Genomic DNA, 25,668 nt, shown 5'->3' with positions numbered 1-25,668 from the left:
TAGGCGTGAAAATATAAGAGGCCCGCGCCGTTAGTTTGTGCGGGCCTTTTGCGCCCTGCTAAGTAATTTCTTGCGGCCAAACCTTTCCCACGATGCGCTGACGATGGTTAAATCCCTGCGACGCTTTTGCGCTCGCTTTCTCGGATCTGCGGCGATTTGACGGTTAAGCGGAGGCGGCGTTTTAGCGTTCCTTAACTACACCGCTTTACAGGCTTCTCATACAAGCGTGGCAAAAGGCACGCTCTGCAAAAGCCTGGGTGTGGTTTTATGATCGATCGTATGAGAAATCTGGTTCGCGATATCCGCAAGGATGAAAGCGGCAATGTGCTGACCCTCATGGGCCTGTCGATGATTCCTCTGGTCGGGACGCTCGGCTTGGCCATCGATGTCGCCCAATGGATCAGCTGGAAGCGCGATCTTCGCAGTGCTGCTGACTCGGCTGCAATGGCCGGCGGGCTTGAGCTCAAGAACGGCGGCGATGCAGAGGAAGTCGATGCCGTGGTCCGCAACGTGCTAGGCCGCAACACCCAGCATTCGTATATCATCGAAGCAGTAGAGACGCCGCCGACGGCCGGCGAATTCGCTGGGGATGCCAGCATGGTCCGCGTAGTCCTGTCGACTTCGACCAAGCTGCCGTTTTCCAGCTTCTTCATGCCGACCGCACCGACGATCCGCGTCGAAGCGGTGGCTCAGGCTTCGAGTGAGGTCGCGAACTGCATGATCGCGCTTTCGCCAAACGGTACGGCGCTTTCCATCACGGGCTCTTCCTCGGTCGACATGAACTGCGGCTTGCAGTCCAATTCCGATTTCGACGCGACGACAAGCGACAGCATCGTGGCCGGCGCACTTTCGGCCGTCGGCAACGTCATCGAGGGCAACAATATTTCTGAAGACACGCGCATCAACCGCGGTGTCGCACCCGAAAACGATCCCTATGCCGACCTTATTTCGGATCCCGACCAGGTCTGTTCGAACACGGAATCTGTCTCGGGGAACGGAAACATCCTTTATCCGGGGTGCTACAAAGGGATCACCGTCAACAGCAAGGCCAGTGTAACTCTGCAGCCGGGCACGTATTACATCGGCGAAGGCGGGTTCAAGATCGCCGGCCAGGCTCAGGTGATTGGCGACGGTGTGACACTGGTGTTCACCAACACCAGCTCTCCATTCAACGCCAACAAGGTCGGCACTTTCGATGCAATGGGGACATCGAACGTCCAGATTACCGCGCCCGACACCGGAGACTACGCCGGCATCCTGATGCATCAGGACAGCCGCACTCCGCTGTCGAACGCGAACCGCCTCTTTGTAACCGGCGACAACGATTCCGAATTCGAGGGCACAATTTACTCGCCCAGCAATCAGGTGACCTTCAGCGGCAACAGCAGCATGACGACCGACTGCCTGCAGATCGTGGCGCAGTACATCACCTTCACCGGCAACACCTCAGTGTCCAATACCTGCCAGCCGGGTCGCGGCGTGGTCTCGTTTTCCGGCGCACAGGTCCTGAGGTTGCGGAAATGATGATACGAAAGAGCAGAGAGGTGCGCGCGGACCAGAAGGGTACGGCGACTATCGAACTGGCGATCGCAACGCCGGTGCTCCTGATGTTCGCACTTGGGGGCATCGATCTGGCACTTGGCTTTGTGCATAAGCTGGAGGTGCAGCAATATGCGCAGATCGGCGCGGACTATATCATGTCGGAGATGGAAACGTTGCCAACCGACGTGGAGATTAAAGCCCGCGTGCACGAAGGTAGCGGTGTGCCTCTCGGAGATATCACCGTGGAACGGTGGATCGAATGCGATGGAGAGAAAAACAGTTTGCCGGCCTGTATCAACGCTGGCTTCGACTACACGCAGTATCTTTCTATCGAAGTCGATCAAGATTACGAACCGATCCTCGACATCGAGGGATATGCCGATTTTGTCGACACGTTCACGGCAACGGGCAGTGTTACTCTGCAGGTGGAATGATGCGACTATTCAAAAATCTTTCACGGGATCGGCGCGGCGCGGCAGCGGTTGAGTTTGGCCTCGCCATTCCAGTCGCGCTCACGCTGATACTCGGATGCATGAATTTTGGGATCTATCTCTATTTCACCAACTCGATGGCAGCGGCGATCGACGAAACCGCGCGCTCGGCGATCCTCTGGCCGACGCCCGACGATGCGCAATTGCAGACGAATTTCGAGGAATCTCTTTTCACAGCGAAGAGTTTCGGTTCTGCGAACCTGACGGTCACGCACGGCACATCGCTCGACGGCCGGGACTATGTCGATCTTGAGGGAACCGGCGCGTATAACGTGAACCTCATTTTCGTGAATCTGGGTTCGATCCCGGTGCGTTCGACGCGCAGGGCTTACCTCCAAGCCTGATCTCGGCCATAGGCGCTGCCCATGACTATGGCCAACGCCTGCCGATGACTGTCGAGGATCTGCCTCCCGAGGCGCAGGTAGCCATCGGCTACGCATTGCCCGAGCATCGCGGTGCATTCGCTTCGCTGCTGGCCTTCGATCGCAACCTGGCGCGGTCGGTGGCCGGAGCCAGCGAGGCCATCGTCGGACAGCTGCGGCTCGCCTGGTGGCGGGATGCGCTGGCAGCAAGCGCCGGTGAGTTGCCGCGCGGAAATCCTTTGCTGGACGAACTTGCCAAGGGCTTCGGCGAGCACCGCCCGCGATTGGGAGCTTTGGTCGACGGTTGGGAAGCCGTCCTGCTGGCCGAGCCCCTCGACAGGTCCGCGATACAGGCGTTGAAGGCAGGCCGCGAGGCTGGCTGGCTGGCGCTCGGGACCACTCTTGACCCCGGAGCGGACGTTCCAGCGGTGCGACTTGCCGCAGGACGGTGGGCACTAGCCGACCTGCTTTCGGGCTTGCCGCAGGAGGATCGCACCCCGGAACTTATCGCCTATGCGCAGGCATCAATGGGTCAGCCTGCTTCGATGACCAGAGCGATGCGCCCTCTCGCCGTTCTCGATGCACTGGCGCGCCGCTCGCTTGTTGCCGGTGGCGCGCCCTTGCTTGCCGGGCGCGGCAGCGCCATGGTGGCCTTGCGTGCCGGCGTCTTCGGTCGCTGAAAATCCCAAGCAGTCAGGAGGCCAGGACATGAAGGGGTTGGTTGTCGGCAGCACCGCATCGCTGGCTCTTGTAGGTCTCGGGTTGTTCTGGTGGCAGGGCAGGGCGCAAGTCGAAGAGGGCGCGCCGCCCCCGATGGCCGTGCAAAGCGAAGCGCCACTCCCCGAGGTTCCGCCAGTCGATCCGGGCGAGGCGATCGGCCCGGCACCGCCCGAGGCGACCGAGCTGACGCGCGAGCAGCGCCGCTTCTTCCGCTACGATCGCAACCGCGACTGGCGCATTACCCGCACGGAAATGCTCTCGACCCGCTCAAACGCGTTCCGCAAGCTCGACAGGGATGGCAACAATTTGCTCGATTTCGAGGAATGGGCGGTGGCCACGGTCGACAAGTTCGAAGGCGCCGATGCCGATGGCGATAACGAGCTGGCGCCGGGCGAATTCGCGACCACCGCACCGAAGCGTCGCAAGAAGCCGCGCTGCGCCTGTTAGGCTGCCACGAGCTCTTCGCGAGCGATCCATTCGGCGAGATCGGCCTTGGCGCGTGAGGTATAGGCCTCCTTGCGTTGCTTCTTCCCGACATCATGCAGCGGCGGGAAGAGGCCGAAATTGACATTCATGGGCTGGTAGCTCTCGGCCTCCGCATCCCCGGTGATATGCGCGAGCAGCGCGCCCAGCGCAGTCGTGCGCGGCGGCCCCTGCCACTCGCGACCCGCCAGTTCGGCCGCGGCCATCATGCCCGCGACGAGGCCGACAGCAGAGCTTTCGACATATCCCTCGCATCCGGTCACCTGACCGGCGAAGCGAATATGCTCTGCACCTTTCAGGCGAAGCTGCCGGTCGAGGACGACGGGCGAATTTAGAAAGGTGTTGCGGTGCAGGCCGCCCAGCCGCGCAAACTCGGCGTTCTCCAGGCCCGGGATCGTGCGGAACAGCTCCACCTGTGCGCCGTATTTCAGCTTCGTCTGGAAGCCGACCATGTTCCACAGCGTGCCAAGCTTGTTGTCCTGCCGCAGCTGGACGACGGCATATGGCCAGCGGCCTTGCGGAAATTCGGGCGTGGTGTCGCGCGGATTGTCAAGCCCGACCGGCTTCATCGGCCCGAAGCGCAGCGTATCGACGCCGCGCGATGCCATCACCTCGATCGGCATGCAGCCTTCGAAGTACGGGGTGTCCTTCTCCCACTCGCGGAACTCGGTCTTCTCGCCATCCATCAGACCCTGGTGGAAGGCGAGATACTGCTCCTTGGTCATCGGGCAGTTGATATAATCGCCGTCCTCGTTCGACGCCTCGTTGCGCTTGTTCCAGCGCGACTGGATCCAGCAGATATCCATATCGATGCTGTCGTGATGGACAATCGGTGCGATGGCATCGAAAAAGGCGAGGCGATCCTGCCCGGTGGCTCTCACAATGCTCTCGGCGAGCGCCTGCGCTGTCAGCGGCCCCGTCGCGACGATAGTCCGCCCCGTATCAGGCAGGGCATCCACCCGTTCGCGCACGACAGAGACCTTGGGATGCTCGTCGAGCGTCCGCTGGACTTCGGCGGAGAAGACATCGCGATCGACTGCCATGGCGGACCCCGCAGGCACGCGCGCCTTCTCGCCTGCGCGCATCACGATGCTGTCGAGCTCGCGCATCTCGTGATGCAGCAGGCCGACGGCGTTCTTGTCGCTATCGTCGGAGCGGAAGCTGTTCGAACAGACGAGCTCGGCCAGACCGTCGGTCTGGTGGGCTGGCGTCATGTCGCCGCCACCCCGCATTTCGGACAAACGCACGCTGAAACCGCGCTGCGCGAGCTGCCAAGCGGCCTCGCTGCCGGCCAGTCCGCCACCGATGATGTGGATATCGTGGGTCATTGCGCTCCCTGTAGGGCTTGCCCCCCCGTCGCATCAAGGCCTAGCGGAAGGTATGGCGCACAAAGCCCTTGCCGATCATCGCCCCTGGTTGCTGCTGAGTCTGCTGGCGGCGGTCACCTATTTCTTCGTCATGGACGACGAGATCGGTGGCGCGTGGCTGATGATCTGGAAAGGTGCGGGGGTCGGGTTACTTGCGGTCTACGCTGCCGCGCGAGGGAAGGGAACTGACGGGCTGCTGATCGCAGCGGTTATGGCCATTGCAGCGTGTGCCGACGTGGCTTTGGAGATCAGCTTTCTGGTGGGTGGCGGGCTATTCGCGCTTTCTCATCTCGTCGCCATCGCATTGTACCTGCGGAACCGGAGAGCGCAGACGAGCTTTAGCCAGCGGCTTGCCGGCCTCGCTCTGATCGTTTTGCCTGCTGTCATCGCTGTCGGTATGACGCGCCCACTGCCGAACTGGGAACTTGCAACGGTTTATAGCGGGCTGGTGGGACTGATGGCCGCTGCCGCCTGGACAAGCCGGTTTCCTCGGTACCGCGTGGGCATAGGTGCCGTCATGTTTGTGGTGAGCGATTTGCTGATCTTCGCCCGCGAATCGCAAACTCTTCCCGGTGAGCTCACCGAATGGTTCGTCTGGCCGCTCTACTATGCCGCACAATTCCTGATTGTGACGGGCGTGGTCCAGACATTGCGTAGTCGGAGAAGCTAGGCCGCCAAGCGGCAATCGTGGTGCGATGTAATTCGCGCCGGTGACCTTCATACCCTCCGTTCGCCTTGTGCACCACGGGGCGATTGTCCCACACAATCAGCATGTCGGGTTCCCAAACATGGCGGTAGATGAATTCGTCGCGGGCCTGCCACTGCGCTAATTCGGTGAGCAGGGCGAGCGCCTCGGACTGGGCCAATCCTTCGATGCCGACGATATAACCGAGCGTCGAGAACAGGGCTTCCTCGCTTGTTTCCGGGTGGCGGTAGACGAGTGGATGGCTCTGGGTCGCGTTCGCGCTCTCATCAGGCCGGATCGCCATGGAACGATCGCCCGCGCGATCTTTCTCGCCGTAGGTGCCGTCGGGTGCATAGGCGAGCTTCGCGCTGTGAATGGCAGTCAGCGCGCGAAGCTCGTCCTTCTTCGCATCCGGCAAGGCATCGAAGGCCGCGAACTGGTTTGCGAAGAGGGTATCGCCGCCTAGGGGCGGGGCGTCGAACGCCATCAGGCAGGTCCCGGCGGGCGGATGCTCGAGAAGCTCCAGTCGCTCTGCCAATTCTCGGCGAAAAGCGAGGCTTGTTCGTCGGCCTCGCGCAGGATCTCGGCAATGTGCTACCGGCCCTCGATAGGATCAAAAAACGGATCCTCGCCGAACCCGCCCATCGCGCGCGAGAAAGCTTCAAGCGTGTCGTCGTTCGCCGGTCGGCCGGGAAAAGCGAGGACGCGATGTTCGAGCCAGGCCGACCGAATTTCCGCGGCCAGTTCGGGACCGATCGGGCGGGAAAGGTCGAGCCCGGTAACACGTGCACCGCACGCCTGGCCGCTTGGCTCGACCTTCAGTCTCACCGGAAAGACCTCATCCGCCTGGCTCACCATCGATGTTCTTGTCCGAATGCGCGGTCGTGTGCGGGGTGGTCTGCTCTAGACCGCCGCGCGCCGCGATTTCGTCCGCCACCTTTTCCTCGGCCTCGTTCTCCGGCTCTTCGGTTTCGTCGATCAAAGCCGCGCCGACGATGCGTTCGCCCTTCGCGACCTTGAAGATGCTTACACCCGATGAGGTCCGCCCCGAGATCGAATAGCCCGCGTGGTTCTCGAAACCATCCTCCAGCAAGTGCCGGAAATCGATTGGCAGGCGGATGAGTTTCGCCTGGTCGGTCACCAGCATCAGCTGCGACCCATGCTTTACCGGGAAGCTGCCGACCACGGAGCCATTGCGGTTCGGATTGCTCGACGGCTCGCCGATATTGGTCAGGCCCTGGCCGCCGCGGCCGATGGTACGGTACTCGTAGGCCGAGGAAATCTTGCCGTAGCCGCGTTCGGTCAGCGTCAGAATGAACTCCTCGCACTCCTCCATCTGCTCGACCTTTTCGGCATCGAGCGTCGGATCGGTGTCGTTGTTCTTCCAGACCGCGGCGCGCAGATAGGCATCGCGGACGTCGGTGTCGCGCTCGCAGGCGTCGAGCACAGCCAACGAGACGACCTTCGCGCCATCCTTCAATGTCATGCCGCGCACGCCGATGCCGGTGCGGCTCTTGGTTTCACGCGCATCGGTGGCCGCGAAGCGGATGGCCTTACCTGCATCGGAGGCCAGGAAGATTTCCTGGTCCTCGCTCAGCAGTTTCACGCCGATCAGGCGGTCGCCGCTGTCCTCGACGAAGCCCATCGCATATTTGCCGTTGGAGGGGACGTTGGTGAATGCGTCCATCGAATTACGCCGGACCATGCCCTGTTCGGTCGCGAAGACGATGTTGAGCGCGCTCCACTCGTTTTCGTCCTCGGGCAGGGGCAGTACGTTGGTCACACGTTCGTCGTCGCCCAGTGGCAACAGGTTCACCATCGGGCGGCCCTTGGTGGTGGGCCCGCCTTCGGGCAGCTTCCACACTTTGAGGCGATAGACGCGGCCAGTATTCGTGAAGAAAAGCACAGGGTTGTGCGTCGAAGTTACGAACATTTCGACGACTGCGTCTTCGTCTTTCGTCGCCATCGAGCTGCGGCCCTTGCCGCCGCGGGCCTGCGCGCGGAAGGCTTGCAGGGGGGTCCGCTTGATGTAGCCGCCGTGGGTGACAGTGACGACCATCTCCTCGCGCTCGATCAAATCCTCGTCCTCGAGACCGTCCCAGGCGGGCGCAATTTCGGTGATCCGTGGCGTGGCGTAGCTGGCTTTGATCTCTTCCAGTTCTTCGCGCATCACCCCGTAGAGCTTCACGCGATCGGCAAGGATCGAGAGATATTCTTCGATCGCGACGCTCAGTTCCTTGAGTTCGTCGCCGATCTCGTCGCGCCCCAGCGCGGTGAGGCGATGGAGGCGCAGGTCGAGGATTGCCTTCACCTGCCGCTCGGACAAGCGATAAGTGCCGCCCGTCTGTTCGTCGCTCGGCTCGATGGCTTCGACCAGCGCGATATATTGCGCGATATCGCCGATCGGCCATTCCTTGGCGAGCAGCTTGGCGCGCGCATCCGCCGGATTTGAAGAGCCGCGGATCATCGCCACGACCTCGTCGAGGTTGGACACGGCAACCACCAGGCCGAGCAAGATGTGCGCGCGTTCGCGGGCCTTGTTCAGCTCGAACTTGGTGCGGCGGGTGATGACCTCCTCGCGAAAGCCGATGAAGGCCTGGATGAATTCGCGCAGGGTGAGCGTTTCCGGGCGCCCGCCACGGATCGCCAGCATATTCGCCGGGAAGCTCGCCTGTGCTGGCGTATAGCGCCAGATCTGGTTGAGCACGACTTCGGGCGAGGCATCGCGTTTCAGGTCCACGACCACCCGCACGCCTTCGCGCGAGCTTTCGTCGCGGATGTCCGAAATGCCTTCGATCCGCTTTTCCTTCGCGGCTTCGGCAATCTTCTCGACCAGCGAGCTCTTGCCGACCTGGAAGGGGATGGAGGTCAGCACGATCGAACGCCGGTCGCCGCGCTTTTCCTCGAACTCGTGCCGCGCGCGCATCAGGATCGAGCCGCGGCCCGTGGTATAGGCAGCGCGGGCACCGGACTTGCCGAGGATGAGGGGAGCAGTCGGAAAATCGGGGCCTGGAATGATCTCGAACAATTCCTCGCTGGTGATCGCGGGATTGTCCATGAAGGCGAAGCAGCCGTCGATCACTTCGCCGAGATTGTGCGGTGGGATGTTCGTCGCCATGCCGACCGCGATGCCGCCCGCGCCATTGACAAGCAGGTTCGGGAAACGTGCCGGGAGTACGGTCGGTTCGCGCCGCGACTGGTCGTAATTGTCCGCGAAATCGACCGTGTCCTTGTCGAGATCGTCGAGCAGGGCGTTGGCCACGCGCGCAAGTCGCGCTTCGGTATACCGCATCGAAGCCGGCGGGTCGGGGTCCATCGAACCGAAGTTGCCCTGACCGTCTACCAGCGGCACCCGCAGCGACCAATCCTGCGTCATGCGCGCCAGCGCGTCGTAGATCGCCGCGTCGCCATGCGGGTGATAGTTGCCCATGACGTCGCCGACGATCTTGGCGCTCTTGCGATAGGGCCGCCCGGCGACGAAGCCGCCTTCCTGGCTGGCGAAAAGAATGCGGCGATGCACCGGCTTCAACCCGTCGCGCACATCGGGCAGCGCGCGACTGACGATCACGCTCATCGCGTAATCGAGATAGCTCGTTTTCATCTCATCGACGATGTCGATGCGCGTGTAGTCGCCTCCGTCGTAGGGAGGGGGATCAAGGACTTCAATATCGTCTGACAAGACAGCTTTTCCGTTCTGCGAACTGCTTATGTTCTGGTCGGTTGGAGGTTACGCCAAAGCCACGCAGGTTGCCACCGAGAGGAGGGAACACAGGGCGGTTTCGCGCGCTTTTTCCACATATGGGTGCGCGAACTCCAAATTGCATGCTGAACGAGCGGCACGGGCCGTATTCAAAGCCCGTTCAGCCCGCTTCGCCTAGAACGATTTGCAATGAGAGCGTCCTGACGGCATTGCCGATTTCGTTGACTAAAATCGGCGCCGCGCGCGCTTAGCCCCCCCTTACCACTCTTGGGAGTACAAGTATGATTTTCACTCGTCTCGCCCGCACCAATGGTGCGGCTTCCACAATCGCAATGGCCCTTGCTCTCGCGACCGGCGCTGCGGTCACCGCCACCGCCCTCGAAGCACCTGCCTCCGCTCAGAAAAAAGCTAATCCGAGCTACTCGAAAGGCTTTATCGCCGCTTATTCGCCTCTTCAGGAAGCGCTTGGTGCTGAAACGCCCGACCCGGCGACCGTGAAGGCGGCAATCCCGGCCGTGGTAGCAGCAATCGAGAATGAAGACGACCGCTTCGCTGCCGGCGGCGCGATCGTGAATGCCGGCCAGAAATTCAACGACAACGCTCTTGCCCGTCAGGGTCTCGAACTGATGCTCGCCAGCGGTAAGGTCGCTCCCGAGCAGGTCGGTCCTTACAACTTCATGATCGGCCAGGTCGCCTATAACGCGAAGGATTACGCCGCCGCACGCTCGGCTCTCGAGGCGGCGATGGCTGCCGGTTATACGGACAACAATCCGGAAGCGATCATTGCCGAGACCTATTTCGCCGAGAATCGCGATGCGGAAGGCCTAGCTTACCTCTCCAACGCTCTGGAGGCCCGCAAGGCAGCCGGTGGCACGCTGGAAGAGGACTGGATCAAGCGCGGTCTGGCCGTCGCGTATCGCGGTGACATGAAGGCGGAAGCGATCAAGTTCGCCAATATGTACGTTTCGGAATTCCCGAGCGAGACCAGCTGGCGCGATGCGATTGCGATCCTGCTGAACACCGGTGGCTATGATAAGCCTGCAACGCTCGACCTTCTGCGTCTCGGCCGGCGCGCTGGCACTCTAAACGATGCCCGCCTTTATGGTGAGTATGTCGAAGCAGCGGACTATCGCCGTCTGCCCGCAGAAGTGGTTTCCGTCATCGACGAAGGCCAGTCGAAGGGCTTCCTGTCGGAGAACGATGCCTATCTCGTGGATACCCGCAAGCAGGCTGCCGATCGCGCTGCGGCCGATCGTGCCGATATGGACGGTTTGCTGACCGATGCGCGCAAGTCCGGCGCAACGCTTGCCACCGTTATGGCAGCGGGTGACGCCATGCTCAGCATGGGGCGTCCTGCAGAGGCCGAGGAATTTTACCTCAAGGCTTCCACCATGGCTGGTGCGGACACGCCGATGGCGCTGACCCGCCTTGGTATCGCGCAATACGACCAGGGCAACTATGCCGAAGCGCAAGCGACCTTCAACCGGGTCGAAGGCGCGCGTCAGGCGATCGCCAACCTGTGGGGCGTCTATTCGGGCCAGCAGGGCGGCTGATCTGACCCGAGCCATGAGATAAGAAAGGGCGCGAATTCCTTGCGGAGTTCGCGCCCTTTTCGTTCGTCACTAGTCAAGTGTGTACTCAGCGGAGGCGTTTGACCCACATGGTGTTGTCGCGCCGCTCGATCTTGAACTGCTCTATCGCTTCGAAAAGGTCAGAGAGCCGCTTGAACCCGTAGTTGCGCACGTCGAAGCTGGAGCGGTTGCCCGCGATCTGCCCGACCTCGCCCATCTGCGCGAAGCCATCGTCATCGCGGTGCGCTGCCTTCCATGCCGTTCCAAGCAGTTCGACCAACTCGTCGTCGATCCCGGCCTTAGCCTTCCCACTATCGGATTTAGAGGTATCCGCTTCGTCCGAGGCGCCCTTGATGAGCGCGTCGATGTCGATGAAGCGCGTGCAGGCGCTCTTGAAGGCGGCGGGGGTCTTCTTGGTGCTGCCGAAGCCATAGACGACGAGCCCATCCTGCCGCAGCCGCGTGACGAGAGGGGTGAAGTCGCTGTCCGAACTCATGATGCCGAAGCCATCGACCTTGCCCTGATATAGCAGATCGATGGCATCGATTGTCATCGCCATATCGGTAGCGTTCTTGCCGGCGGTGAGATCGAACTGCTGCTGCGGCTGGATACCGTATTTGTGTGTGATTTCTCCCCACTTGGAGAGATTGTTCTTGGCGAAATTGCCATAGGCCCGCTTGATGTTGACCTGGCCGAGTTCGGCCATGACGGTCAGGACCGGGTCGATCCCCTTGGGGGTGGTGTTGTCCGCATCGATCAGCAGGGCGATATTCTTGAGGTCTTTGTCGGCCATGTGCAGCCAATGGCGTGCAGCCTGCTCGAACTCAAGAGCTTACTGTGCGGGCGAGAATTGTCCGGAGTTCTCATCGAGCAGATGAAGGACCCCGTCCGAGATCGCGAAATAGGCTCCGCGCAGCTTGAGGTCCCCTGCCGCTTCCTTCGCCTCGACGTACGGAAAGGTCCGCAGGTTCTCGAGACTGACCTTCACGGCTGCAAGCTCCATCGCCTGCTCTGCGGTCCGGCCCTTCGTGCCGTGCTCTGCAGCGATCGGCTCCCGGACCTCGTCAAGCATGTCGATCCAGTGCGCCACGAAGCCGCCTTCGCCGATGTCGTTGCCGTGAAGGTCTTGCGTCAGCGCCGCCTGGCAACCCCCGCACATGCCGTGGCCCATCACGACCACTTCGCGCACCTCGAGGAATTGGACTGCAAATTCGAGCGCCGCCGAAACACCGTGGCGACCGGGCGTCGTCTCGTAAGGCGGCACCAGCGCGGCGACATTCCGGACCACGAATATCTCGCCCGGGTCCACGTCGAGGATCTGCGCCGGATCGACCCGGCTATCCGAGCAGGAAATGACCATCACCTGGGGCGATTGGCCCTCTGCCAGTTGGCTCCAGCGTTCGTGCTGCTTTTTCCAGTCGCCGGCACGGAAACGGGCGTAGCCCTCGATCATCTCGTCGAATGTCTTCATACCTGCTCCGCTGCAACGAATTTGCGCGGCTGGCAAGAGGGTCCGAATAGCTATGTGGCTTGCCCGGAAGGGGGAGGGGGCCTAGATGGGCCGCGACATGAACGATCTTTCCACAGTTCCCCAGCCTGAAGGCGAACGCCCGGCCCGCCAGCGCAAGCCCGACTGGATTCGCGTCAAGGCGCCGGTCAGCAAGGGCTATCACGAAACGCGCAAGCTGATGCGCGAACTGAACCTGCACACGGTGTGCGAAGAGGCCGCCTGTCCCAACATCGGGGAGTGCTGGACCAAGAAGCACGCCACGGTGATGATCCTCGGCGATACCTGCACGCGCGCCTGCCGGTTCTGCAACATCAAGACCGGTATGCCGATGCCGGTCGATCCGCTCGAACCCGAGCATACGGCGACCGCTGCAGCGGCAATGGGCCTCGAGCATATCGTCATCACCAGCGTCGATCGCGACGATCTGCCTGACCGTGGGGCAGGGCAGTTCGTGAAGGTGATCAACGCACTGCGCCGCGAGACGCCGGACACGACGATCGAGATCCTGACACCCGACTTCAAGGGCCGGATGAAGCAGTCCATCGCGGAAATCTGCGAGGCAGGGCCCGACGTTTTCAATCACAACCTCGAAACGGTGCCGCGCCTGTATCCGACGATCCGTCCGGGTGCGCGCTATTATGCCTCGCTCCGTCTGCTGGAAGAAGTGAAGGTCCACAATCCGCTCATCTTCACCAAGTCCGGTATCATGCTCGGGCTCGGGGAAGGGCGGCTCGAAGTCCATCAGGTGATGGACGACATGCGCAGTGCCGACATCGATTTCATTACCATGGGCCAGTACCTCCAGCCGACGCCGAAGCATGCGAAGGTCGAGGAATTCGTGACTCCGAAGCAGTTCGCTGCGTACGGCTCGATTGCGCGCGCCAAAGGCTTCCTGCAGGTGGCTTCGAGCCCCCTGACGCGTTCGAGCTATCATGCGGGCGACGATTTCGCGCAGATGCGCGCAGCGCGCGAGGCGAAGCTGGCGAAGCAGGCCGGCTGATGCCCGGCATTCGCGAAAAACGTTTCCTTCCGTACACTTGCGAGCAGATATTCGATCTGGTCGCAGATGTCGGGCGGTATGCGGAATTCCTTCCTTGGGTGATTGCCACCCGCGTTCGCTCGGATAGCGAGACCGAGATGGTGGCTGACATGCTGGTCGGCTTCAAGGCCATCCGCGAGCGCTTTACGTCCCGCGTCGAAAAGCGCCGTCCCGAGCATATCGAGGTATTCTACGTCGACGGGCCGCTCAAGGATCTCGACAACAACTGGACTTTCACCCCGGCCCTGGGCGGCTGCGAGGTCGATTTCTGCGTCGATTTCGAATTTCGCAATGCGGTGTTCGAGGCGCTGGCCGGGCAATATTTCGACCGCGCGTTCCGCAAGATGATGGGCGCATTCGAAGCACGCGCCGACGCGCTTTACGGCAACAGCAATTCGAGCGCGCAGACCGTCGCCTGACGGCGGATATCGGCGCGTGAGGTCGGTTCGAAGCGCTTGAGCTCGCCGTCGGGTTCGCCCTCCTGACCCCGGACCACCCGCGCGAACACAACCGTGCCGACCGGCTTCAGTGTCGTCCCACCATCGGGACCGGCCACCCCGCTGATCGCAACGGCGACGTCGGCACTGCTGTTTTGCAATGCTCCCTTGGCCATCGCCCAAACGCACGCGATCGAGACCGCGCCGAAGGTTTCGATGATGTCCAGCGGCACGCCGAGGCTCTCCATCTTGGCCTCGTTGGAATAGGTCACAAAACCGCGGTCGAGCACGGCGGAAGAACCGGGGATTTCGGTCAGCGCCGCTGCGACCAGCCCGCCGGTGCAGCTCTCCGCCAGCACGACCTTGCGACCGCGGGCGCGGTTTTCCTGGACCACCCGCCGGGCAAGATCGTCGATATCCTCGGGCAGGAGAGCGCCGTGCTCCATATCGCCTCCGTCAGCTGCGGATCACTGTGGCAATCGCCTGCGCGGCAATGCCTTCGCCGCGGCCGGTGAAACCCAACCGCTCGGTAGTGGTCGCCTTCACCGATATGCGATCGATGTCAACGCCCAGCAATTCGGCAATGCGTTGGCGCATGGCAGGCCGATGCGGACCGATCTTAGGCTCCTCGCATATGATGGTAAGGTCGACATTTCCGACGCTGTATCCGGCTTCGCCCACCAGTCTTGCCGCGTGAGCGAGGAAGCGGTCACTGCTTGCCCCCTTCCATTGTGGGTCACTGGGCGGGAAATGCGTTCCGATATCGCCATCGCCGATTGCCCCGAGGAGCGCATCGACGATCGCGTGCAGCGCTACATCGGCATCGCTATGGCCGGCCAGCCCCTTGTCGTGCTCGATCTGGATGCCGCCGAGCCACAGCTCCTCTCCGGTCGCAAGTTTGTGCACGTCGAAGCCCATCCCCGTGCGTATGGCTGGTTGCTCGCTCACGAAATCCTCCGCATAGGTCAGTTTGGCGAGACGCTCGTCTCCGGGTACAAGTGCGACGGTACGGCCTGCCGCGCGCAAAACCTGCGCATCGTCGCCGGCATCCGGATCACCGGTCCAGGTCCGGTGCGCCGCAAGGATATCGTCAAATCGAAAGGCCTGCGGGGTCTGGACCCGGCGGAGTTGCTCGCGCGGAGCGGTTCCGGCCATGCGTCCATTATTTTCGATCGCAAGGCTATCGACGACTGGCAAAACCGGAATAGCGCCCTCGATTACGACCAATCGGTCTATGAGGCTTTCTATGACGTGATAAGGCAAGTCTGGTCGCGCCGCGTCGTGGATCAGAACGCGGGTGTATGAGCCATCATTGATAGCTTCCAAAGCATTCATCACCGATTGCTGGCGCGTTAGGCCGCCGATCACCAACCTTAATCCATCTAGACCGGACAGGCACTCCGATGCAATCTCCTCCGCTCCTTCGGGGATCGCGACAACCACCTCGACGGCTCCGGCTGCAAGCAACGTCTCAACCGAGTGCCGGACGACGGGCTTGCCTCGCCAATGCGCGAATTGCTTGGGCAACGGCTGTCCCGCGCGCAGGCCCTTGCCCGCAGCGACCACGATCGCGGCGAACGGGGGGAGGGCGGGCGCTTCGCTCATGCCCTCGCCCGCTAGCGGCTTGCCGTTTGTGCTGCAACGCACTATGTGGCTGCCCAATATTTAGGCACGCACCAGCATGAGCGCATCTCCTCTCCCTCCCGTCCCGCCGAAGCCGATCCATGTCGGCCCGGTAGCCATCGACACGCCCGTCGTTCTGGCGCCGATGACGGGAGTGACGGACCTACCGTTCCGCCGTCTTGTGCGCCGCTATGGCTCCGGCCTCAACGTGACCGAAATGATCGCCAGCGAAGCTGCGATCCGCGAGACGCGCATCAGCGTGCAGAAGGCCGAATGGGACCCGATCGAGGAACCGGTGTCGATGCAGCTGGTCGGCTGCGATTCATACAGCATGGCCGAGGCTGCAAAATTGCAGGAAGGCAATGGCGCGGCCATCATCGACATCAATTTCGGCTGTCCGGTGCGCAAGGTCGTCGGCCAACTGGCCGGCTCGGCTCTCATGCGCGAGGTCGAACTTGCCACGCGGCTAATGAAAGCGACGGTCGAGGCGGTCGATGTGCCGGTGACGGTAAAAATGCGGATGGGCTGGGATCATTCCGACCTCAATGCACCGGAGCTCGCGAAGATCGCCCAAGACCTCGGCGTTAAGATGATCACCGTCCACGGTCGCACGCGCAACCAGATGTACAAGGGCAGCGCCGACTGGGCCTTCGTCCGCAAGGTGAAGGAGGCGGTCGAGATCCCGGTGATCGTCAACGGCGACATCTGCGGGATCGATGATGCTGCCAAAGCGCTCGAACAGTCGGGTGCCGACGGGCTGATGATCGGGCGCGGCGCGTATGGCAAACCCTGGCTGCTCGCGCAGGTGATGCATTGGTGGCGCACCGGCGAAATTCTCGCCGATCCGGACATGGATGAGCAATATGCCGTCGTTACTGAGCACTACCGGATGATGCTCGACCACTACACCCCGACCACCGGCGTGAAGATCGCCCGTAAGCACCTTGGCTGGTACACGAAGGGGTTGCGCGGGTCGGCAGAGTTCAGAAACCACGTGAACTTCGTCGATGATCCCGCGCAAGTGCTTGGCGAACTCGAGCGCTTTTATGAGCCGTTCCGGCGGCAGCAGGCAGCGTGACCGGAGCCTCGCCCGCGCCTGACGCAGCGGCGCAGATTGCAGGCCTCATCTTTGCCGTACTGTTGATCGATGCCGACGGCTATATCGTGGAGGCGAATGCCGCAGCGGAAGACATGTTGGACTCCAGCGCGCAGCGCCTGATCGGCAAGCGGCTGACCGACGTGGTGGACCTCGCCGACCATCGCGTACGCTCGAGCCTCGACCGGTCCGATGTCCAGATGATCGCTCGCGGTGTGTCCTTCGCTACAAAATACCGCGACCGACGGATCAATCTGACCAGCTCTCCGCTACACAACCACCCGGGCTGGCGTGTGCTGACGCTTTCCGATGTCGGGCAGGGCGATACGCGCGCTGCAGACGACGAGCGTATGGAGCTCCGTGCTCCGGCCGTGCTGGCCCATGAAATCAAGAACCCGCTGTCCGCCATCCGTGGTGCCAGCCAGCTGCTGACGCGGCGGGTCGAAGGGAAGGACAAGCCGCTCGCTCGCATGATCCTGGGCGAAGTGGACCGCATCGCGGAACTGATCGACCGCATGCAGCAGCTCGGTAGCAAGTCCGTTGCCGTGGTCGGTGATTGTAACCTGCACGAGGCTATCCGCAATGCGATGGCAACAGTTCGTGCGGGTCGCTCCGAGAATTGTGAGTTACTCGAGGAATTCGATCCGTCGCTGCCCCCGGTTGCCGCCGACCAGGCTGCGCTCGAACAGGTGCTGATCAATCTCATCGCGAATGCCTGTGATGCGAGCGCAAAATTGGACACTCCCCAGGTCACCGTACGTACCCGGTTCGTCAGTGGATTGGTTTTCAGCGCGATCCGGCTTGGGAAAGCCACCCGGTTGCCTATAGAGATTACGGTAACCGATGCAGGCGCTGGTATCGACGAGGCGCTCCGCGACCATGTGTTCGAACCGTTCGTTTCCAGTAAGCCGCACGGCCAGGGTCTGGGCCTCGCACTCGTGAGGAAACTTGTGCGCGATATGGGCGGGCGCATCGGCCACGAGCGCGATGAACGCAACGGGCTCACCCATTTTCGCATCAACCTGCCGGTGGCGGCCTAGGGAGACAAAATGAGCCATGCTGTTCTGCTGGTCGAAGACGACCGTGCCATCGCGACAGTGATAAGCGAGGCCCTGCGGGAAGAGGGCTTTGACGTCACAACCTGCGAAAGTGTTGCCAAGCGGGACGATCTCGTTGGAGCGAGACACTTCGACGTCATGCTGACCGACGTCATGCTGGAAGATGGCGACGGGCTGGCGTCGATCGGCCACGTGCGCGAGTTGGCTCCCGATATGCCGGTGATCGTCCTGTCGGCACAAAACACCCTCGATACCGCCGTGAGAGCGAGCGACAGTCATGCGTTCGAGTATTTCCCAAAGCCCTTCGATCTCGACGAGTTGACCCAGGCCGTGCGGCAGGCTGTGGCCAACCGGCCGTCGGTCAGTGCCGCAGGGGACGAGGAAGCCAGCGCCCTGCCGCTGATCGGTCGCAGCCCTGCGATGCAGAGCGTGTTCCGGATGATCACGCGCGTTTTGCGTAACGATCTGACTGTGCTGGTCACGGGCGAAAGCGGCACCGGCAAGGAACTGGTCGCGGAAGCCATTCACCAGCTTGGCGCGCGCAAGACCGGGCCCTTCGTCGCGGTCAATATGGCGGCGATCCCGCATGACCTGCTAGAAAGCGAATTGTTCGGTCACGAACGCGGCGCCTTCACCGGGGCAGTCAGCCAGCAGATCGGCAAATTCGAGCAAGCGAATGGCGGCACGCTGTTCCTCGATGAAATCGGCGACATGCCGCCTGATGCGCAGACCCGGCTTTTGCGGGCGTTACAATCGGGGCGTATCCGCCGGGTCGGCGGACGGCAGGAAATCGGCGTCGACGTGCGCATAATCGCGGCAACCAATCGGGACCTGGCGCCGATGATCGAGGACGGCCGGTTCCGCGAGGACTTGTTCTACCGCCTCAATGTAGTGCCTATGCCGCTCCCCCCCTTGAGAGAGCGGCGCGAAGACATCGGCGCTCTGGTGAAGCATTTTTTCGGACAGGCAGCCAGCGAGGGGCTGCCGCGACGGCAAATCACGGACGACGCCATAGCTGCGCTGGCGGCACGGCGCTGGCCCGGCAATGTGCGGGAGCTTCGCAATGTGGTGTTTCGCCTGGCCCTGCTGGCGCGTGACGACGTCATCGATGTCGACAGCGTAGCGGACACCATCGGCACTGAAATTTCGACGGGGTCGGGCGCGCCGGACTCCGGATTTAGTGCAGCGATAGACGGGTGGCTGGCGGAGAATGGGAACTCCCACGGTACCCTGTATCACGCCGTTCTGGCGTCATTCGAAAAGCCGCTGTTCGAGCATGCGTTGCGGATGACCGAAGGTAATCAGCTACGCGCTGCGCAGTTGCTCGGCATCAATCGCAACACCCTGCGGAAGCGGCTTGGCGAGCTCGATATTGCGCCCGAGGATTTCGCACGCCGCCGCTAGCCGCCGCTTTGTCGAATTTGTACTTGCAGTCCTGCAACAGCGCTGTTGTAAGGCTGCCACTATGGCGAGCGCCGCTTCAGTCCAGCCCAATACCACACCGAGATGGTGGCGCAAGTTCGTCGTGACGTCACGCAGGGCCAATCTGGTCGGTTATCTCGAGATTTTTTTCGCGGTGGCTTTTCTTGTCATGGTCGCAAGTACGTGGGCGACTTTCACTGCGGCCCCGCCAAACGGGCAGCTTCTACCCAGCAGGCAAGTCGCAGGCCTGCTGATCGGCACCCTAATTCCCGCAATGGCCTTGCTCGTCCTCGCTGGACGGCGCCTGGCCCTGCGCCGCGCTGCGGGCAGTACCGCGCGGCTTCATGTGCGGCTCGTTTTCTTCTTTTCCATGATTGCCGCAGTGCCGACACTGCTGGTGGCTGGCTTCGCCGCGTTCCTCTTCCAGTCCGGGGTGGATTTCTGGTTCTCCGATAATTCGCGCGGTCTCATGGAGAATGCGAACCAGTTGGCCGAAAGCTATTACGAAGAGAACCAGCTCGATCTTGCCAATGAAACCATTTCCATGGCGATGGACATGCGCTCAATCCTCGAGCGGGTATCGGTGACCGATCCCAATTTCGCCCTTGTCTACCAGTTCCAGGCACAGCCGCGCGACGTCATCGAAAGCGCAATCCTGCAGGCGCTACCCGACTCTTCGATGCGGACTGCCGTCGCGTATGGCCTATCCGAGGAAAGCAATCCTGTGCCCTTCGCCGAGGAAACACTTGGCGATATTCGCCGCGGGCAACAGGTTGTCGTGCGCGGCACACCGGAGAGGATCGAGGCGGTGGCTCCGATCGATCGGCAAGCGGGCATCTATCTTTACACGGCGCGGAATGCCGAGGCGACCAGCTTCCGGAGCTGGGAGAGCGCGCGGTCGATTTCGAGCGCCTATGACGAACTCACCCGGCGCGCGCGAGCTCTCCAGCTGAGATTCAATCTCGCGCTCTTCTTCGTCAGTCTCGCGCTGGTCGGGCTGGCGGTCTGGTTCGCGCTGCGTTTTGCCGACAGGCAGGTCGAACCGCTCACCGACCTCATCGCAGCCGCTCGCAAGGTCGGCGCCGGAAACTTCGCACTGCGGGTCGAGGGCCGCACCGGAGCCGACGAGATTGGCCTGCTCAATCGCGCCTTTAACCGGATGACGGCGCAGCTGGAAAAGCAGACCGATGCCTTGCTCGCCGCCAACGATGAACTGGAAGAGCGGCGCAGTTTTATCGAAGCGGTGCTGGAATCCGTGAGTGCGGGCGTCATATCGATCGACCGCGACATGAACGTCTTGCTGATGAATGCGCCGGCTCAGACCATGCTAATGGAAGACGCAGCAGGCCAGCCACGTCCTGCCACATTACGCCAGCTGGCTCCTCAACTTGCAGTCATGGTCGAGGCAGGCCTTTCACAAGGGGTTGTGAGCCATTCGCGTCGAGGTGAACTGCTCACGCTCGCGGTCAAGATCGGCGAGGAGGCCGAGGGGCACGTCATAACCTTCGAAGACATTACCCGGCAACTGCTCGACCAGCGGCAAGCTGCGTGGTCCGATGTAGCGCGGCGGATCGCACACGAGATCAAGAACCCATTGACTCCGATTCAGCTGGCCACCGAACGCCTGAAGCGTCGGTATCGCAAGCAAATTCATGAAGATGGCGAGCTGTTCGATGAACTTACCAGTACCATCGTCCGCCAGGTCGGCGGTCTGCGCAAGATGGTAGACGAATTCTCCAGCTTCGCACGGTTGCCCAAGCCGGTGTTCCGCACCGAAGACGCGCTCGATCTTGTCCGGCAATCGCTCTTTCTCCAGGAGGTCGGCCACCAAGATGTCAATTATTCGCTTGTCGCCGAGAGCGAAGGCCCGATCCGCATCCAGTGCGACCGCCACCAGTTCGGACAGGCGATTACCAATATCCTGAAGAACGCTTATGAAGCGACCGAGGCCAAAGCCCAGAATGCGGAGCCGGATTATCGCGGCAAGATCGTGGTAACGGTCGAAGAGGCTGAGGATTCGCTGCATGTCGCGATCGAGGACAACGGCATCGGTCTGCCGCAAGACCGCGATCGGATTCTCGAACCTTATGTGACGAACCGCGAGAAGGGCACCGGCCTGGGTCTCGCGATCGTGAACAAGATCGTCGAGGAACATGGCGGCGAGATGACCTTCTCCTCACTCGAAAGCGGGGGAACGCGCGTTGCGATGCGGTTCGCGCGCGATCCCCTCACAACGCCCGTGGGGGGCGCGCAATGATACAAAGCAAAGGGTAGCAGCCAATGGCGTTAGACATCCTGATCGTCGACGACGAACGCGACATTCGCGATCTTGTAGCCGGCGTGCTGAGCGACGAAGGCTACGAGTGCCGGACCGCCGGCGACAGTTCCAGCGCGCTTACGCAGGTCGACGAACGCCGGCCCAGCCTAGTCTTGCTGGACGTCTGGCTCCACGGGAGCCCCATGGATGGCCTCGAAGTGCTGGACGAGATCAAGAAGCGCGAACCCGATCTGCCGGTCATCGTGTTCTCCGGCCACGGCAATATCGATACGGCGGTGAGTGCGGTCAGCCGCGGGGCGGTCGACTTCATCGAAAAGCCGTTCGAAGCCGAACGGTTATTGCACCTCGTCGGTAGGGCAACCGAAACCGAGCGGCTTCGTCGCGAGAACAGTAGGTTGCGTGAAGGGATGGTCCAGAACGGCGAGTTCACCGGCAATTCCGCCGCGATCAATGCCGTGAGAGCCACTCTGAAGCGTGTTGCCAGTACGGGGAGCCGCGTACTCATCAGCGGTCCGGCCGGTACCGGAAAGGAAGTGGCGGCGCGCTTGCTGCACAGCTGGAGCCCGCGCGCCGACAAGGCGTTCGTCATCGTGAACTCGGCACGCATAACTCCTGAGCGGTTCGAAGAGGAGTTGTTCGGGGAGGAAGCTGACGGCAAGCTGGTGCGACCGGGGCTACTTGAGATGGCCGACGGCGGTACGCTCTATCTCGACGAGGTGGCGGACATGCCGCTTTCGACCCAAGCCCGTATTCTCCGGGTGCTGACCGAACAGAGCTTCGTGAGGGTAGGGGGCACGCGCCAGATCGGTGTTGATGTGCGGGTTGTTTCCTCGACGGCCCGTGATCTCGAGAAGGAAATGTCGGAGAAACGCTTCCGCGAAGATCTGTTCTACCGGTTGAATGTCGTTCCAGTCGAGGTGCCGTCGCTCTCGGAGCGGCGCGACGATATCCCCTTGCTGTCGGACACATTCTTCACCCACTACGCAGCGGAACAGGGTATCCGTCCTCCGACCATCAATGAAGAAGCGATGGCGGCGCTTCAGGCTTACGATTGGCCCGGCAATGTCCGCCAGCTTCGCAATGTCGTCGAGCGCACCGTTATCCTCACCCCCCGCGAACAGCTCGAACAAATCGAAGCCGAAATGCTTCCCGAAGAAGTTCTCGGCGGAAAGCTCGGCGGAAATGGCGGGGTCGCAGCCCTGATGGGGTCGCCGCTGCGCGAGGCGCGCGAGAATTTCGAGCGTGAATATCTGGCGATCCAGATCAGGCGCTTCTCCGGCAATATTTCCAAAACCGCCAACTTTATCGGCATGGAACGCTCCGCCCTCCATCGGAAACTCAAATTGCTCGGAATGGCGGACAAGAAACCGGCGTCCGGCAAGGACTAGCCTTCTCAAATCCTGCTATCGCGCGCGGAAGATAATACAAAGATTGCGAAAACGCGTATGAAGGGCCACATTGACAGGGCGCGGCTCGGTGCGCGCAATATCGGGGGTGGTGGGCACCCCAGACAGCGGATCCGTTGAGGTCCGCCAACAACGGAGAGACAGATATGTCCGAACGAACCCTCTCGGCGCGCCCGCGCCCCGAAAAGCCGTCGTCCGGTGATGGCGGGGGGCAGCGCAAAGGCAATCTTCAGGATGCCTTCCTCAACCTGCTACGCAAGAACAAGACGCCGGTTACGATGTTCCTCGTGAAGGGGGTGAAGCTCCAGGGTATCGTGACCTGGTTCGACAATTTCTCGATCCTGCTGCGCCGGGACGGCCAGTCGCAGCTGGTCTACAAGCATGCGATCAGCACGATCATGCCGGCACAGCCCGTCGATGCGGAGCAGTTTGCGAGCACCAATTCGAGCGCCAAGCAGCGTTTGCTGCAGGACGTTTTCCTCACTCGAGTACGCCAGGCTGAAGCGCAGGTAACGATGTTTCTCGTCAACGGCGTGATGCTTCAAGGCAAGATCGCGGCGTACGACCTTTTCTGCATGCTGCTGGAACGTGACGGCTACGTCCAGCTGGCTTACAAGCATGCGGTATCCACTATCCAGCCAGCCACCCCGGTCGATCTGACCGAGGAGTGGGACGAGGACGACAGCTGAGTTTCGACGACGACCTGATGGGCGAGGTGTCGCGCGGTGCGCGGGCCCTCGTCGTGTGCCCTGACATCAGAGGCATGGCCTACGATCTCGATGCAGACTCGCGTCTGGCCGAGGCGGAGGGGCTCGCGCTCGCGATCGGCATTATCGTGGCGGAAAGCTTCGTCCTGCCCGTCAGGGAGGTGCGTCCAAACCTGCTGTTCGGCGCAGGGCAGGTAGAAAACATCCGCATCGCCTGCGAACAGGACGACGCTGAACTGGTGGTAGTCGATGGCGCCTTGAGCCCGATCCAGCAGCGCAATCTTGAAGAAAAGCTCGAGCGCAAGGTCATCGACCGCACCGGCCTGATCCTCGAGATTTTCGGCGAACGTGCGGCCACTGCCGAAGGTCGCCTGCAAGTCGAACTAGCCCATCTTGACTACCAGCAGAGCCGTCTTGTGCGAAGCTGGACCCACCTCGAGCGGCAGCGCGGCGGTTTCGGATTCCTGGGCGGCCCGGGCGAGACCCAGATCGAGGCCGACCGTCGGATGATCCGCCAGCGCATGGGGCGTTTGCGCAAGGAACTGGAACAGGTCCGAAAGACGCGCGGCCTCCATCGCGAACGTCGCGAACGTGCACCCTGGCCGGTGATCGCTCTCGTCGGTTACACCAATGCCGGCAAGTCCACACTGTTCAATCGCCTGACTGGGGCTGAAGTGATGGCCGAAGACCTGCTTTTCGCCACGCTGGATCCGACGATGCGCGCCATCGCCTTGCCAGGCGTCGAGAAGGCGATCCTGTCGGATACCGTCGGGTTCATCTCCGATCTCCCGACGCAGCTGGTGGCGGCCTTCCGCGCTACGCTGGAGGAGGTGACTGCAGCGGACGTGATCTGCCACGTGCGCGATATGTCCAATCCGTCGAGCGATGCGCAGAAGAAACAGGTGCTGCAGGTTCTCGCCGATCTGGGCGTAGCAGGAGAGCAGGGCGAGGGGAGTGAAATCCCGATCCTAGAGGTTTGGAACAAGCTGGATCTTCTATCTGATGAGGAGCGAGCCGAACTCGAGGAAGTTGCCTCCGCGGACAAAGACGTGGTCGCTATTTCCGCGCTGACCGGGGAAGGGGTCGATGACTTCCTTTCCCGCGTTGATGCCATCCTTACGGCAGGATCACGCGAGCACGAGATCACGCTGGAGGCCAACGAGGGTAAGGCTCTCGCCTGGCTGCACCAGCACGGCCGCGTACTCTCGGACGAGCCGGAGGGCGACAAGGGGCGGCGCAGTCTGGTCGTGAAGCTGTCCGATAAGGAATTCGGGCGCTTTCAGAGTTTGCAGGATTAGGCGTTCGAGTCTTCTTCAGCCGCTTTCACTTTTTGCCAGACGTCTTCCTGCTCATCGAGCGAAAGATTAGCAAATTCGCGCCCCTCCGACCGGGTAAGGCGCTCCATGTCGCGAAAGCGCCGTTCGAATTTCGCATTCGACGCTCGCAAAGCCTGTTCGGGATCGACGCCGTAGCGCCTCACGATATTGACCGCCACGAACAGAACGTCGCCCGCTTCCAGCAGGCGTTCATCTTCGCTCTCCGCTTCATCAAGTTCGCCGAGTTCTTCCTGGATTTTCTCGATCGGTCCGGCAGTATCGGGCCAGTCGAATCCGGCACGTGTCGCGCGTTTCTGCAATTTGTAAGAGCGCAACAGCGCCGGCAACGCATTGGCGACGCCATCCATCGCGCTGGTCGATCCACCTGCCTCGCGCTCGGCGGCTTTCAGATCTTCCCAGCGACTGTCTTCCATCACGCCGCCTTCGTTTCCGAAGATGTGCGGATGACGGGCTTCCATTTTGTCCGAAATGTCTTTGGCGACGTCGTCGAATGCGAAGTGGCCGAGTTCTTCTGCCATCCGGGAATGGAAGACGACCTGGAACAGCAGGTCACCGAGTTCTCCACGCAAGTCCGCCATGTCATTCCGCTCGATGGCATCTACGACTTCATAGGCTTCTTCGATCGTATAGGACGCAATCGTGGCGAAGGTCTGCGCCGTATCCCATTCGCAGCCGCGTTCCGGATCACGTAGCCGCGCCATGATTTCAAGAAGACGGTTCAGTTGAGCGGTCATGCAAACGAAATAGCCTGATGCTTCCGGTGGAGGAAGAGACCCGGCGCGAACATTCCACCGCATTCCGTCAGCTAGAACGATAATATATATTATGTAAAAT

25 protein-coding genes are annotated in these 25,668 nt (G+C 61.6%); 16 read left to right on the top strand and 9 right to left on the bottom strand.

Translation table 11 applies throughout. The features are described 5' to 3' along the window. Positions 1–267 precede the first annotated feature (267 nt). The 5 genes from ACSH0F_RS06190 to ACSH0F_RS06170 are packed head-to-tail and all read left to right on the top strand — an operon-like array spanning position 268 to position 3,562. Entirely contained in the window at positions 268–1,524 is a 1,257-nt protein-coding gene (locus tag ACSH0F_RS06190) for a pilus assembly protein TadG-related protein (RefSeq protein ID WP_435200982.1), read from the top strand. Positions 1,525–1,544: 20 nt separating this feature from the next. Beyond that, positions 1,545–1,976, top strand: a complete 432-nt coding sequence (locus ACSH0F_RS06185; RefSeq protein WP_435200980.1) for a TadE/TadG family type IV pilus assembly protein — start codon at positions 1,545–1,547, stop codon at positions 1,974–1,976. After that, entirely contained in the window at positions 1,973–2,377 is a 405-nt protein-coding gene (locus ACSH0F_RS06180) for a TadE/TadG family type IV pilus assembly protein (protein ID WP_435200978.1), read from the top strand. The genes ACSH0F_RS06185 and ACSH0F_RS06180 overlap by 4 nt, the downstream gene beginning before the upstream one ends. A 44-nt stretch (positions 2,378–2,421) precedes the next feature. Continuing rightward, positions 2,422–3,075 carry a hypothetical protein gene (locus tag ACSH0F_RS06175; protein ID WP_435200976.1) on the top strand — a complete coding sequence of 218 codons (654 nt, stop codon included), beginning with the start codon at positions 2,422–2,424 and terminating at the stop codon, positions 3,073–3,075. A 28-nt stretch (positions 3,076–3,103) separates the two neighbouring features. Continuing rightward, the gene (locus ACSH0F_RS06170) at positions 3,104–3,562 is read left to right on the top strand and encodes a hypothetical protein (RefSeq protein WP_435200974.1); all 459 of its coding nucleotides are present in this window, start codon (positions 3,104–3,106) and stop codon (positions 3,560–3,562) included. Here the strand turns inward: ACSH0F_RS06170 and trmFO are convergent. Then, complete coding sequence (gene trmFO, locus ACSH0F_RS06165) at positions 3,559–4,926, bottom strand: methylenetetrahydrofolate--tRNA-(uracil(54)-C(5))-methyltransferase (FADH(2)-oxidizing) TrmFO (RefSeq protein ID WP_435200972.1); 1,368 nt, start codon at positions 4,924–4,926, stop codon at positions 3,559–3,561. The two genes, ACSH0F_RS06170 and trmFO, sit on opposite strands and share 4 nt — an antisense overlap. A gap of 52 nt (positions 4,927–4,978) precedes the next feature. Here trmFO and ACSH0F_RS06160 point away from each other — a divergent pair, with 52 nt between their 5' ends. After that, positions 4,979–5,635 carry a lysoplasmalogenase gene (locus ACSH0F_RS06160; RefSeq protein WP_435200970.1) on the top strand — a complete coding sequence of 219 codons (657 nt, stop codon included), beginning with the start codon at positions 4,979–4,981 and terminating at the stop codon, positions 5,633–5,635. On the opposite strand, the gene ACSH0F_RS06155 is transcribed toward ACSH0F_RS06160, so the two are convergent. From ACSH0F_RS06155 to gyrA, 3 genes are all read right to left on the bottom strand, one after another. After that, positions 5,544–6,137, bottom strand: a complete 594-nt coding sequence (locus ACSH0F_RS06155) for a TauD/TfdA dioxygenase family protein (RefSeq protein WP_435200968.1) — start codon at positions 6,135–6,137, stop codon at positions 5,544–5,546. The two genes, ACSH0F_RS06160 and ACSH0F_RS06155, sit on opposite strands and share 92 nt — an antisense overlap. Positions 6,138–6,244: 107 nt before the next feature. Continuing rightward, on the bottom strand, positions 6,245–6,478 hold the full coding sequence (locus ACSH0F_RS06150) for a TauD/TfdA dioxygenase family protein (RefSeq protein WP_435200966.1): 234 nt from the start codon (positions 6,476–6,478) through the stop codon (positions 6,245–6,247). Positions 6,479–6,488: 10 nt separating this feature from the next. Then, the gene (gene gyrA / locus ACSH0F_RS06145) at positions 6,489–9,329 is read right to left on the bottom strand and encodes a DNA gyrase subunit A (protein ID WP_435200964.1); all 2,841 of its coding nucleotides are present in this window, start codon (positions 9,327–9,329) and stop codon (positions 6,489–6,491) included. Between the two features lie 302 nt (positions 9,330–9,631). Here gyrA and ACSH0F_RS06140 point away from each other — a divergent pair, with 302 nt between their 5' ends. Beyond that, entirely contained in the window at positions 9,632–10,903 is a 1,272-nt protein-coding gene (locus ACSH0F_RS06140) for a tetratricopeptide repeat protein (protein ID WP_435200962.1), read from the top strand. An 85-nt stretch (positions 10,904–10,988) separates the two neighbouring features. On the opposite strand, the gene ACSH0F_RS06135 is transcribed toward ACSH0F_RS06140, so the two are convergent. Next, a complete protein-coding gene (locus tag ACSH0F_RS06135; RefSeq protein WP_435200960.1) occupies positions 10,989–11,714 on the bottom strand; it encodes an NYN domain-containing protein in 726 nt (241 codons plus the stop codon). 39 nt (positions 11,715–11,753) lie between these two features. Beyond that, positions 11,754–12,392 (bottom strand): carbonic anhydrase, encoded by a 639-nt coding sequence (locus tag ACSH0F_RS06130; RefSeq protein ID WP_435200958.1) that lies wholly within the window; start codon positions 12,390–12,392, stop codon positions 11,754–11,756. A gap of 97 nt (positions 12,393–12,489) precedes the next feature. On the opposite strand from ACSH0F_RS06130, the gene lipA reads away from it, so the two are divergent. Both lipA and ACSH0F_RS06120 read left to right on the top strand, forming a co-directional pair. Beyond that, positions 12,490–13,431 carry a lipoyl synthase gene (lipA, locus tag ACSH0F_RS06125; protein WP_435200956.1) on the top strand — a complete coding sequence of 314 codons (942 nt, stop codon included), beginning with the start codon at positions 12,490–12,492 and terminating at the stop codon, positions 13,429–13,431. Continuing rightward, positions 13,431–13,889 carry a type II toxin-antitoxin system RatA family toxin gene (locus ACSH0F_RS06120; protein WP_435200954.1) on the top strand — a complete coding sequence of 153 codons (459 nt, stop codon included), beginning with the start codon at positions 13,431–13,433 and terminating at the stop codon, positions 13,887–13,889. Before lipA ends, ACSH0F_RS06120 begins: the two co-directional genes overlap by 1 nt. On the opposite strand, the gene ACSH0F_RS06115 is transcribed toward ACSH0F_RS06120, so the two are convergent. Continuing rightward, positions 13,850–14,353 carry a CinA family protein gene (locus tag ACSH0F_RS06115; protein WP_435200952.1) on the bottom strand — a complete coding sequence of 168 codons (504 nt, stop codon included), beginning with the start codon at positions 14,351–14,353 and terminating at the stop codon, positions 13,850–13,852. The genes ACSH0F_RS06120 and ACSH0F_RS06115 overlap by 40 nt on opposite strands. Positions 14,354–14,363: 10 nt before the next feature. Then, positions 14,364–15,512, bottom strand: coding sequence for a bifunctional 2-C-methyl-D-erythritol 4-phosphate cytidylyltransferase/2-C-methyl-D-erythritol 2,4-cyclodiphosphate synthase (locus tag ACSH0F_RS06110; protein WP_435200950.1), 1,149 nt, complete (start codon positions 15,510–15,512; stop codon positions 14,364–14,366). Between the two features lie 76 nt (positions 15,513–15,588). On the opposite strand from ACSH0F_RS06110, the gene dusB reads away from it, so the two are divergent. From dusB to hflX, 7 genes are all read left to right on the top strand, one after another. Continuing rightward, the gene (gene dusB, locus ACSH0F_RS06105) at positions 15,589–16,608 is read left to right on the top strand and encodes a tRNA dihydrouridine synthase DusB (RefSeq protein WP_435200948.1); all 1,020 of its coding nucleotides are present in this window, start codon (positions 15,589–15,591) and stop codon (positions 16,606–16,608) included. After that, positions 16,605–17,666 (top strand): two-component system sensor histidine kinase NtrB, encoded by a 1,062-nt coding sequence (locus ACSH0F_RS06100; protein WP_435200946.1) that lies wholly within the window; start codon positions 16,605–16,607, stop codon positions 17,664–17,666. The genes dusB and ACSH0F_RS06100 overlap by 4 nt, the downstream gene beginning before the upstream one ends. A 9-nt stretch (positions 17,667–17,675) precedes the next feature. Beyond that, on the top strand, positions 17,676–19,088 hold the full coding sequence (ntrC, locus tag ACSH0F_RS06095; RefSeq protein WP_435200944.1) for a nitrogen regulation protein NR(I): 1,413 nt from the start codon (positions 17,676–17,678) through the stop codon (positions 19,086–19,088). Positions 19,089–19,149: 61 nt separating this feature from the next. Then, on the top strand, positions 19,150–21,363 hold the full coding sequence (locus tag ACSH0F_RS06090; protein WP_435200942.1) for a sensor histidine kinase: 2,214 nt from the start codon (positions 19,150–19,152) through the stop codon (positions 21,361–21,363). A gap of 23 nt (positions 21,364–21,386) precedes the next feature. Next, positions 21,387–22,772, top strand: a complete 1,386-nt coding sequence (locus tag ACSH0F_RS06085) for a sigma-54-dependent transcriptional regulator (RefSeq protein ID WP_435200939.1) — start codon at positions 21,387–21,389, stop codon at positions 22,770–22,772. Positions 22,773–22,936: 164 nt separating this feature from the next. Further along, positions 22,937–23,479, top strand: a complete 543-nt coding sequence (hfq, locus tag ACSH0F_RS06080) for an RNA chaperone Hfq (RefSeq protein ID WP_305932591.1) — start codon at positions 22,937–22,939, stop codon at positions 23,477–23,479. Between the two features lie 17 nt (positions 23,480–23,496). Next, complete coding sequence (gene hflX / locus ACSH0F_RS06075) at positions 23,497–24,795, top strand: GTPase HflX (protein WP_435202168.1); 1,299 nt, start codon at positions 23,497–23,499, stop codon at positions 24,793–24,795. Here hflX and mazG read toward each other — a convergent pair. Continuing rightward, positions 24,792–25,568, bottom strand: a complete 777-nt coding sequence (gene mazG / locus ACSH0F_RS06070; protein WP_435200937.1) for a nucleoside triphosphate pyrophosphohydrolase — start codon at positions 25,566–25,568, stop codon at positions 24,792–24,794. The genes hflX and mazG overlap by 4 nt on opposite strands. Positions 25,569–25,668 lie beyond the last annotated feature (100 nt).

The organism is Qipengyuania sp. 902, from assembly GCF_051195295.1.
Taxonomy (GTDB): Bacteria; Pseudomonadota; Alphaproteobacteria; order Sphingomonadales; family Sphingomonadaceae; genus Qipengyuania.
This window is presented reverse-complemented; position numbering and strand designations above follow the sequence as displayed.

Bases quoted from the DNA above. Each gene is read 5' to 3' on its own strand.
- ACSH0F_RS06140 (WP_435200962.1), top strand. From the start codon at position 9,632: ATGATTTTCACTCGTCTCGCCCGCACCAATGGTGCGGCTTCCACAATC.
- ACSH0F_RS06155 (WP_435200968.1), bottom strand. From the start codon at position 6,137: ATGGCGTTCGACGCCCCGCCCCTAGGCGGCGATACCCTCTTCGCAAAC.
- ACSH0F_RS06160 (WP_435200970.1), top strand. From the start codon at position 4,979: ATGGCGCACAAAGCCCTTGCCGATCATCGCCCCTGGTTGCTGCTGAGT.
- hfq (WP_305932591.1), top strand. From the start codon at position 22,937: ATGTCCGAACGAACCCTCTCGGCGCGCCCGCGCCCCGAAAAGCCGTCG.
- ACSH0F_RS06135 (WP_435200960.1), bottom strand. From the start codon at position 11,714: ATGGCCGACAAAGACCTCAAGAATATCGCCCTGCTGATCGATGCGGAC.
- trmFO (WP_435200972.1), bottom strand. From the start codon at position 4,926: ATGACCCACGATATCCACATCATCGGTGGCGGACTGGCCGGCAGCGAG.
- ACSH0F_RS06110 (WP_435200950.1), bottom strand. From the start codon at position 15,512: ATGAGCGAAGCGCCCGCCCTCCCCCCGTTCGCCGCGATCGTGGTCGCT.
- ACSH0F_RS06190 (WP_435200982.1), top strand. From the start codon at position 268: ATGATCGATCGTATGAGAAATCTGGTTCGCGATATCCGCAAGGATGAA.
- hflX (WP_435202168.1), top strand. From the start codon at position 23,497: ATGGGCGAGGTGTCGCGCGGTGCGCGGGCCCTCGTCGTGTGCCCTGAC.
- ACSH0F_RS06090 (WP_435200942.1), top strand. From the start codon at position 19,150: ATGGCGAGCGCCGCTTCAGTCCAGCCCAATACCACACCGAGATGGTGG.
- ACSH0F_RS06115 (WP_435200952.1), bottom strand. From the start codon at position 14,353: ATGGAGCACGGCGCTCTCCTGCCCGAGGATATCGACGATCTTGCCCGG.
- ACSH0F_RS06085 (WP_435200939.1), top strand. From the start codon at position 21,387: ATGGCGTTAGACATCCTGATCGTCGACGACGAACGCGACATTCGCGAT.
- ACSH0F_RS06175 (WP_435200976.1), top strand. From the start codon at position 2,422: ATGACTGTCGAGGATCTGCCTCCCGAGGCGCAGGTAGCCATCGGCTAC.
- ACSH0F_RS06120 (WP_435200954.1), top strand. From the start codon at position 13,431: ATGCCCGGCATTCGCGAAAAACGTTTCCTTCCGTACACTTGCGAGCAG.
- lipA (WP_435200956.1), top strand. From the start codon at position 12,490: ATGAACGATCTTTCCACAGTTCCCCAGCCTGAAGGCGAACGCCCGGCC.
- dusB (WP_435200948.1), top strand. From the start codon at position 15,589: ATGAGCGCATCTCCTCTCCCTCCCGTCCCGCCGAAGCCGATCCATGTC.
- ACSH0F_RS06130 (WP_435200958.1), bottom strand. From the start codon at position 12,392: ATGAAGACATTCGACGAGATGATCGAGGGCTACGCCCGTTTCCGTGCC.
- mazG (WP_435200937.1), bottom strand. From the start codon at position 25,568: ATGACCGCTCAACTGAACCGTCTTCTTGAAATCATGGCGCGGCTACGT.
- ACSH0F_RS06180 (WP_435200978.1), top strand. From the start codon at position 1,973: ATGATGCGACTATTCAAAAATCTTTCACGGGATCGGCGCGGCGCGGCA.
- ntrC (WP_435200944.1), top strand. From the start codon at position 17,676: ATGAGCCATGCTGTTCTGCTGGTCGAAGACGACCGTGCCATCGCGACA.
- ACSH0F_RS06170 (WP_435200974.1), top strand. From the start codon at position 3,104: ATGAAGGGGTTGGTTGTCGGCAGCACCGCATCGCTGGCTCTTGTAGGT.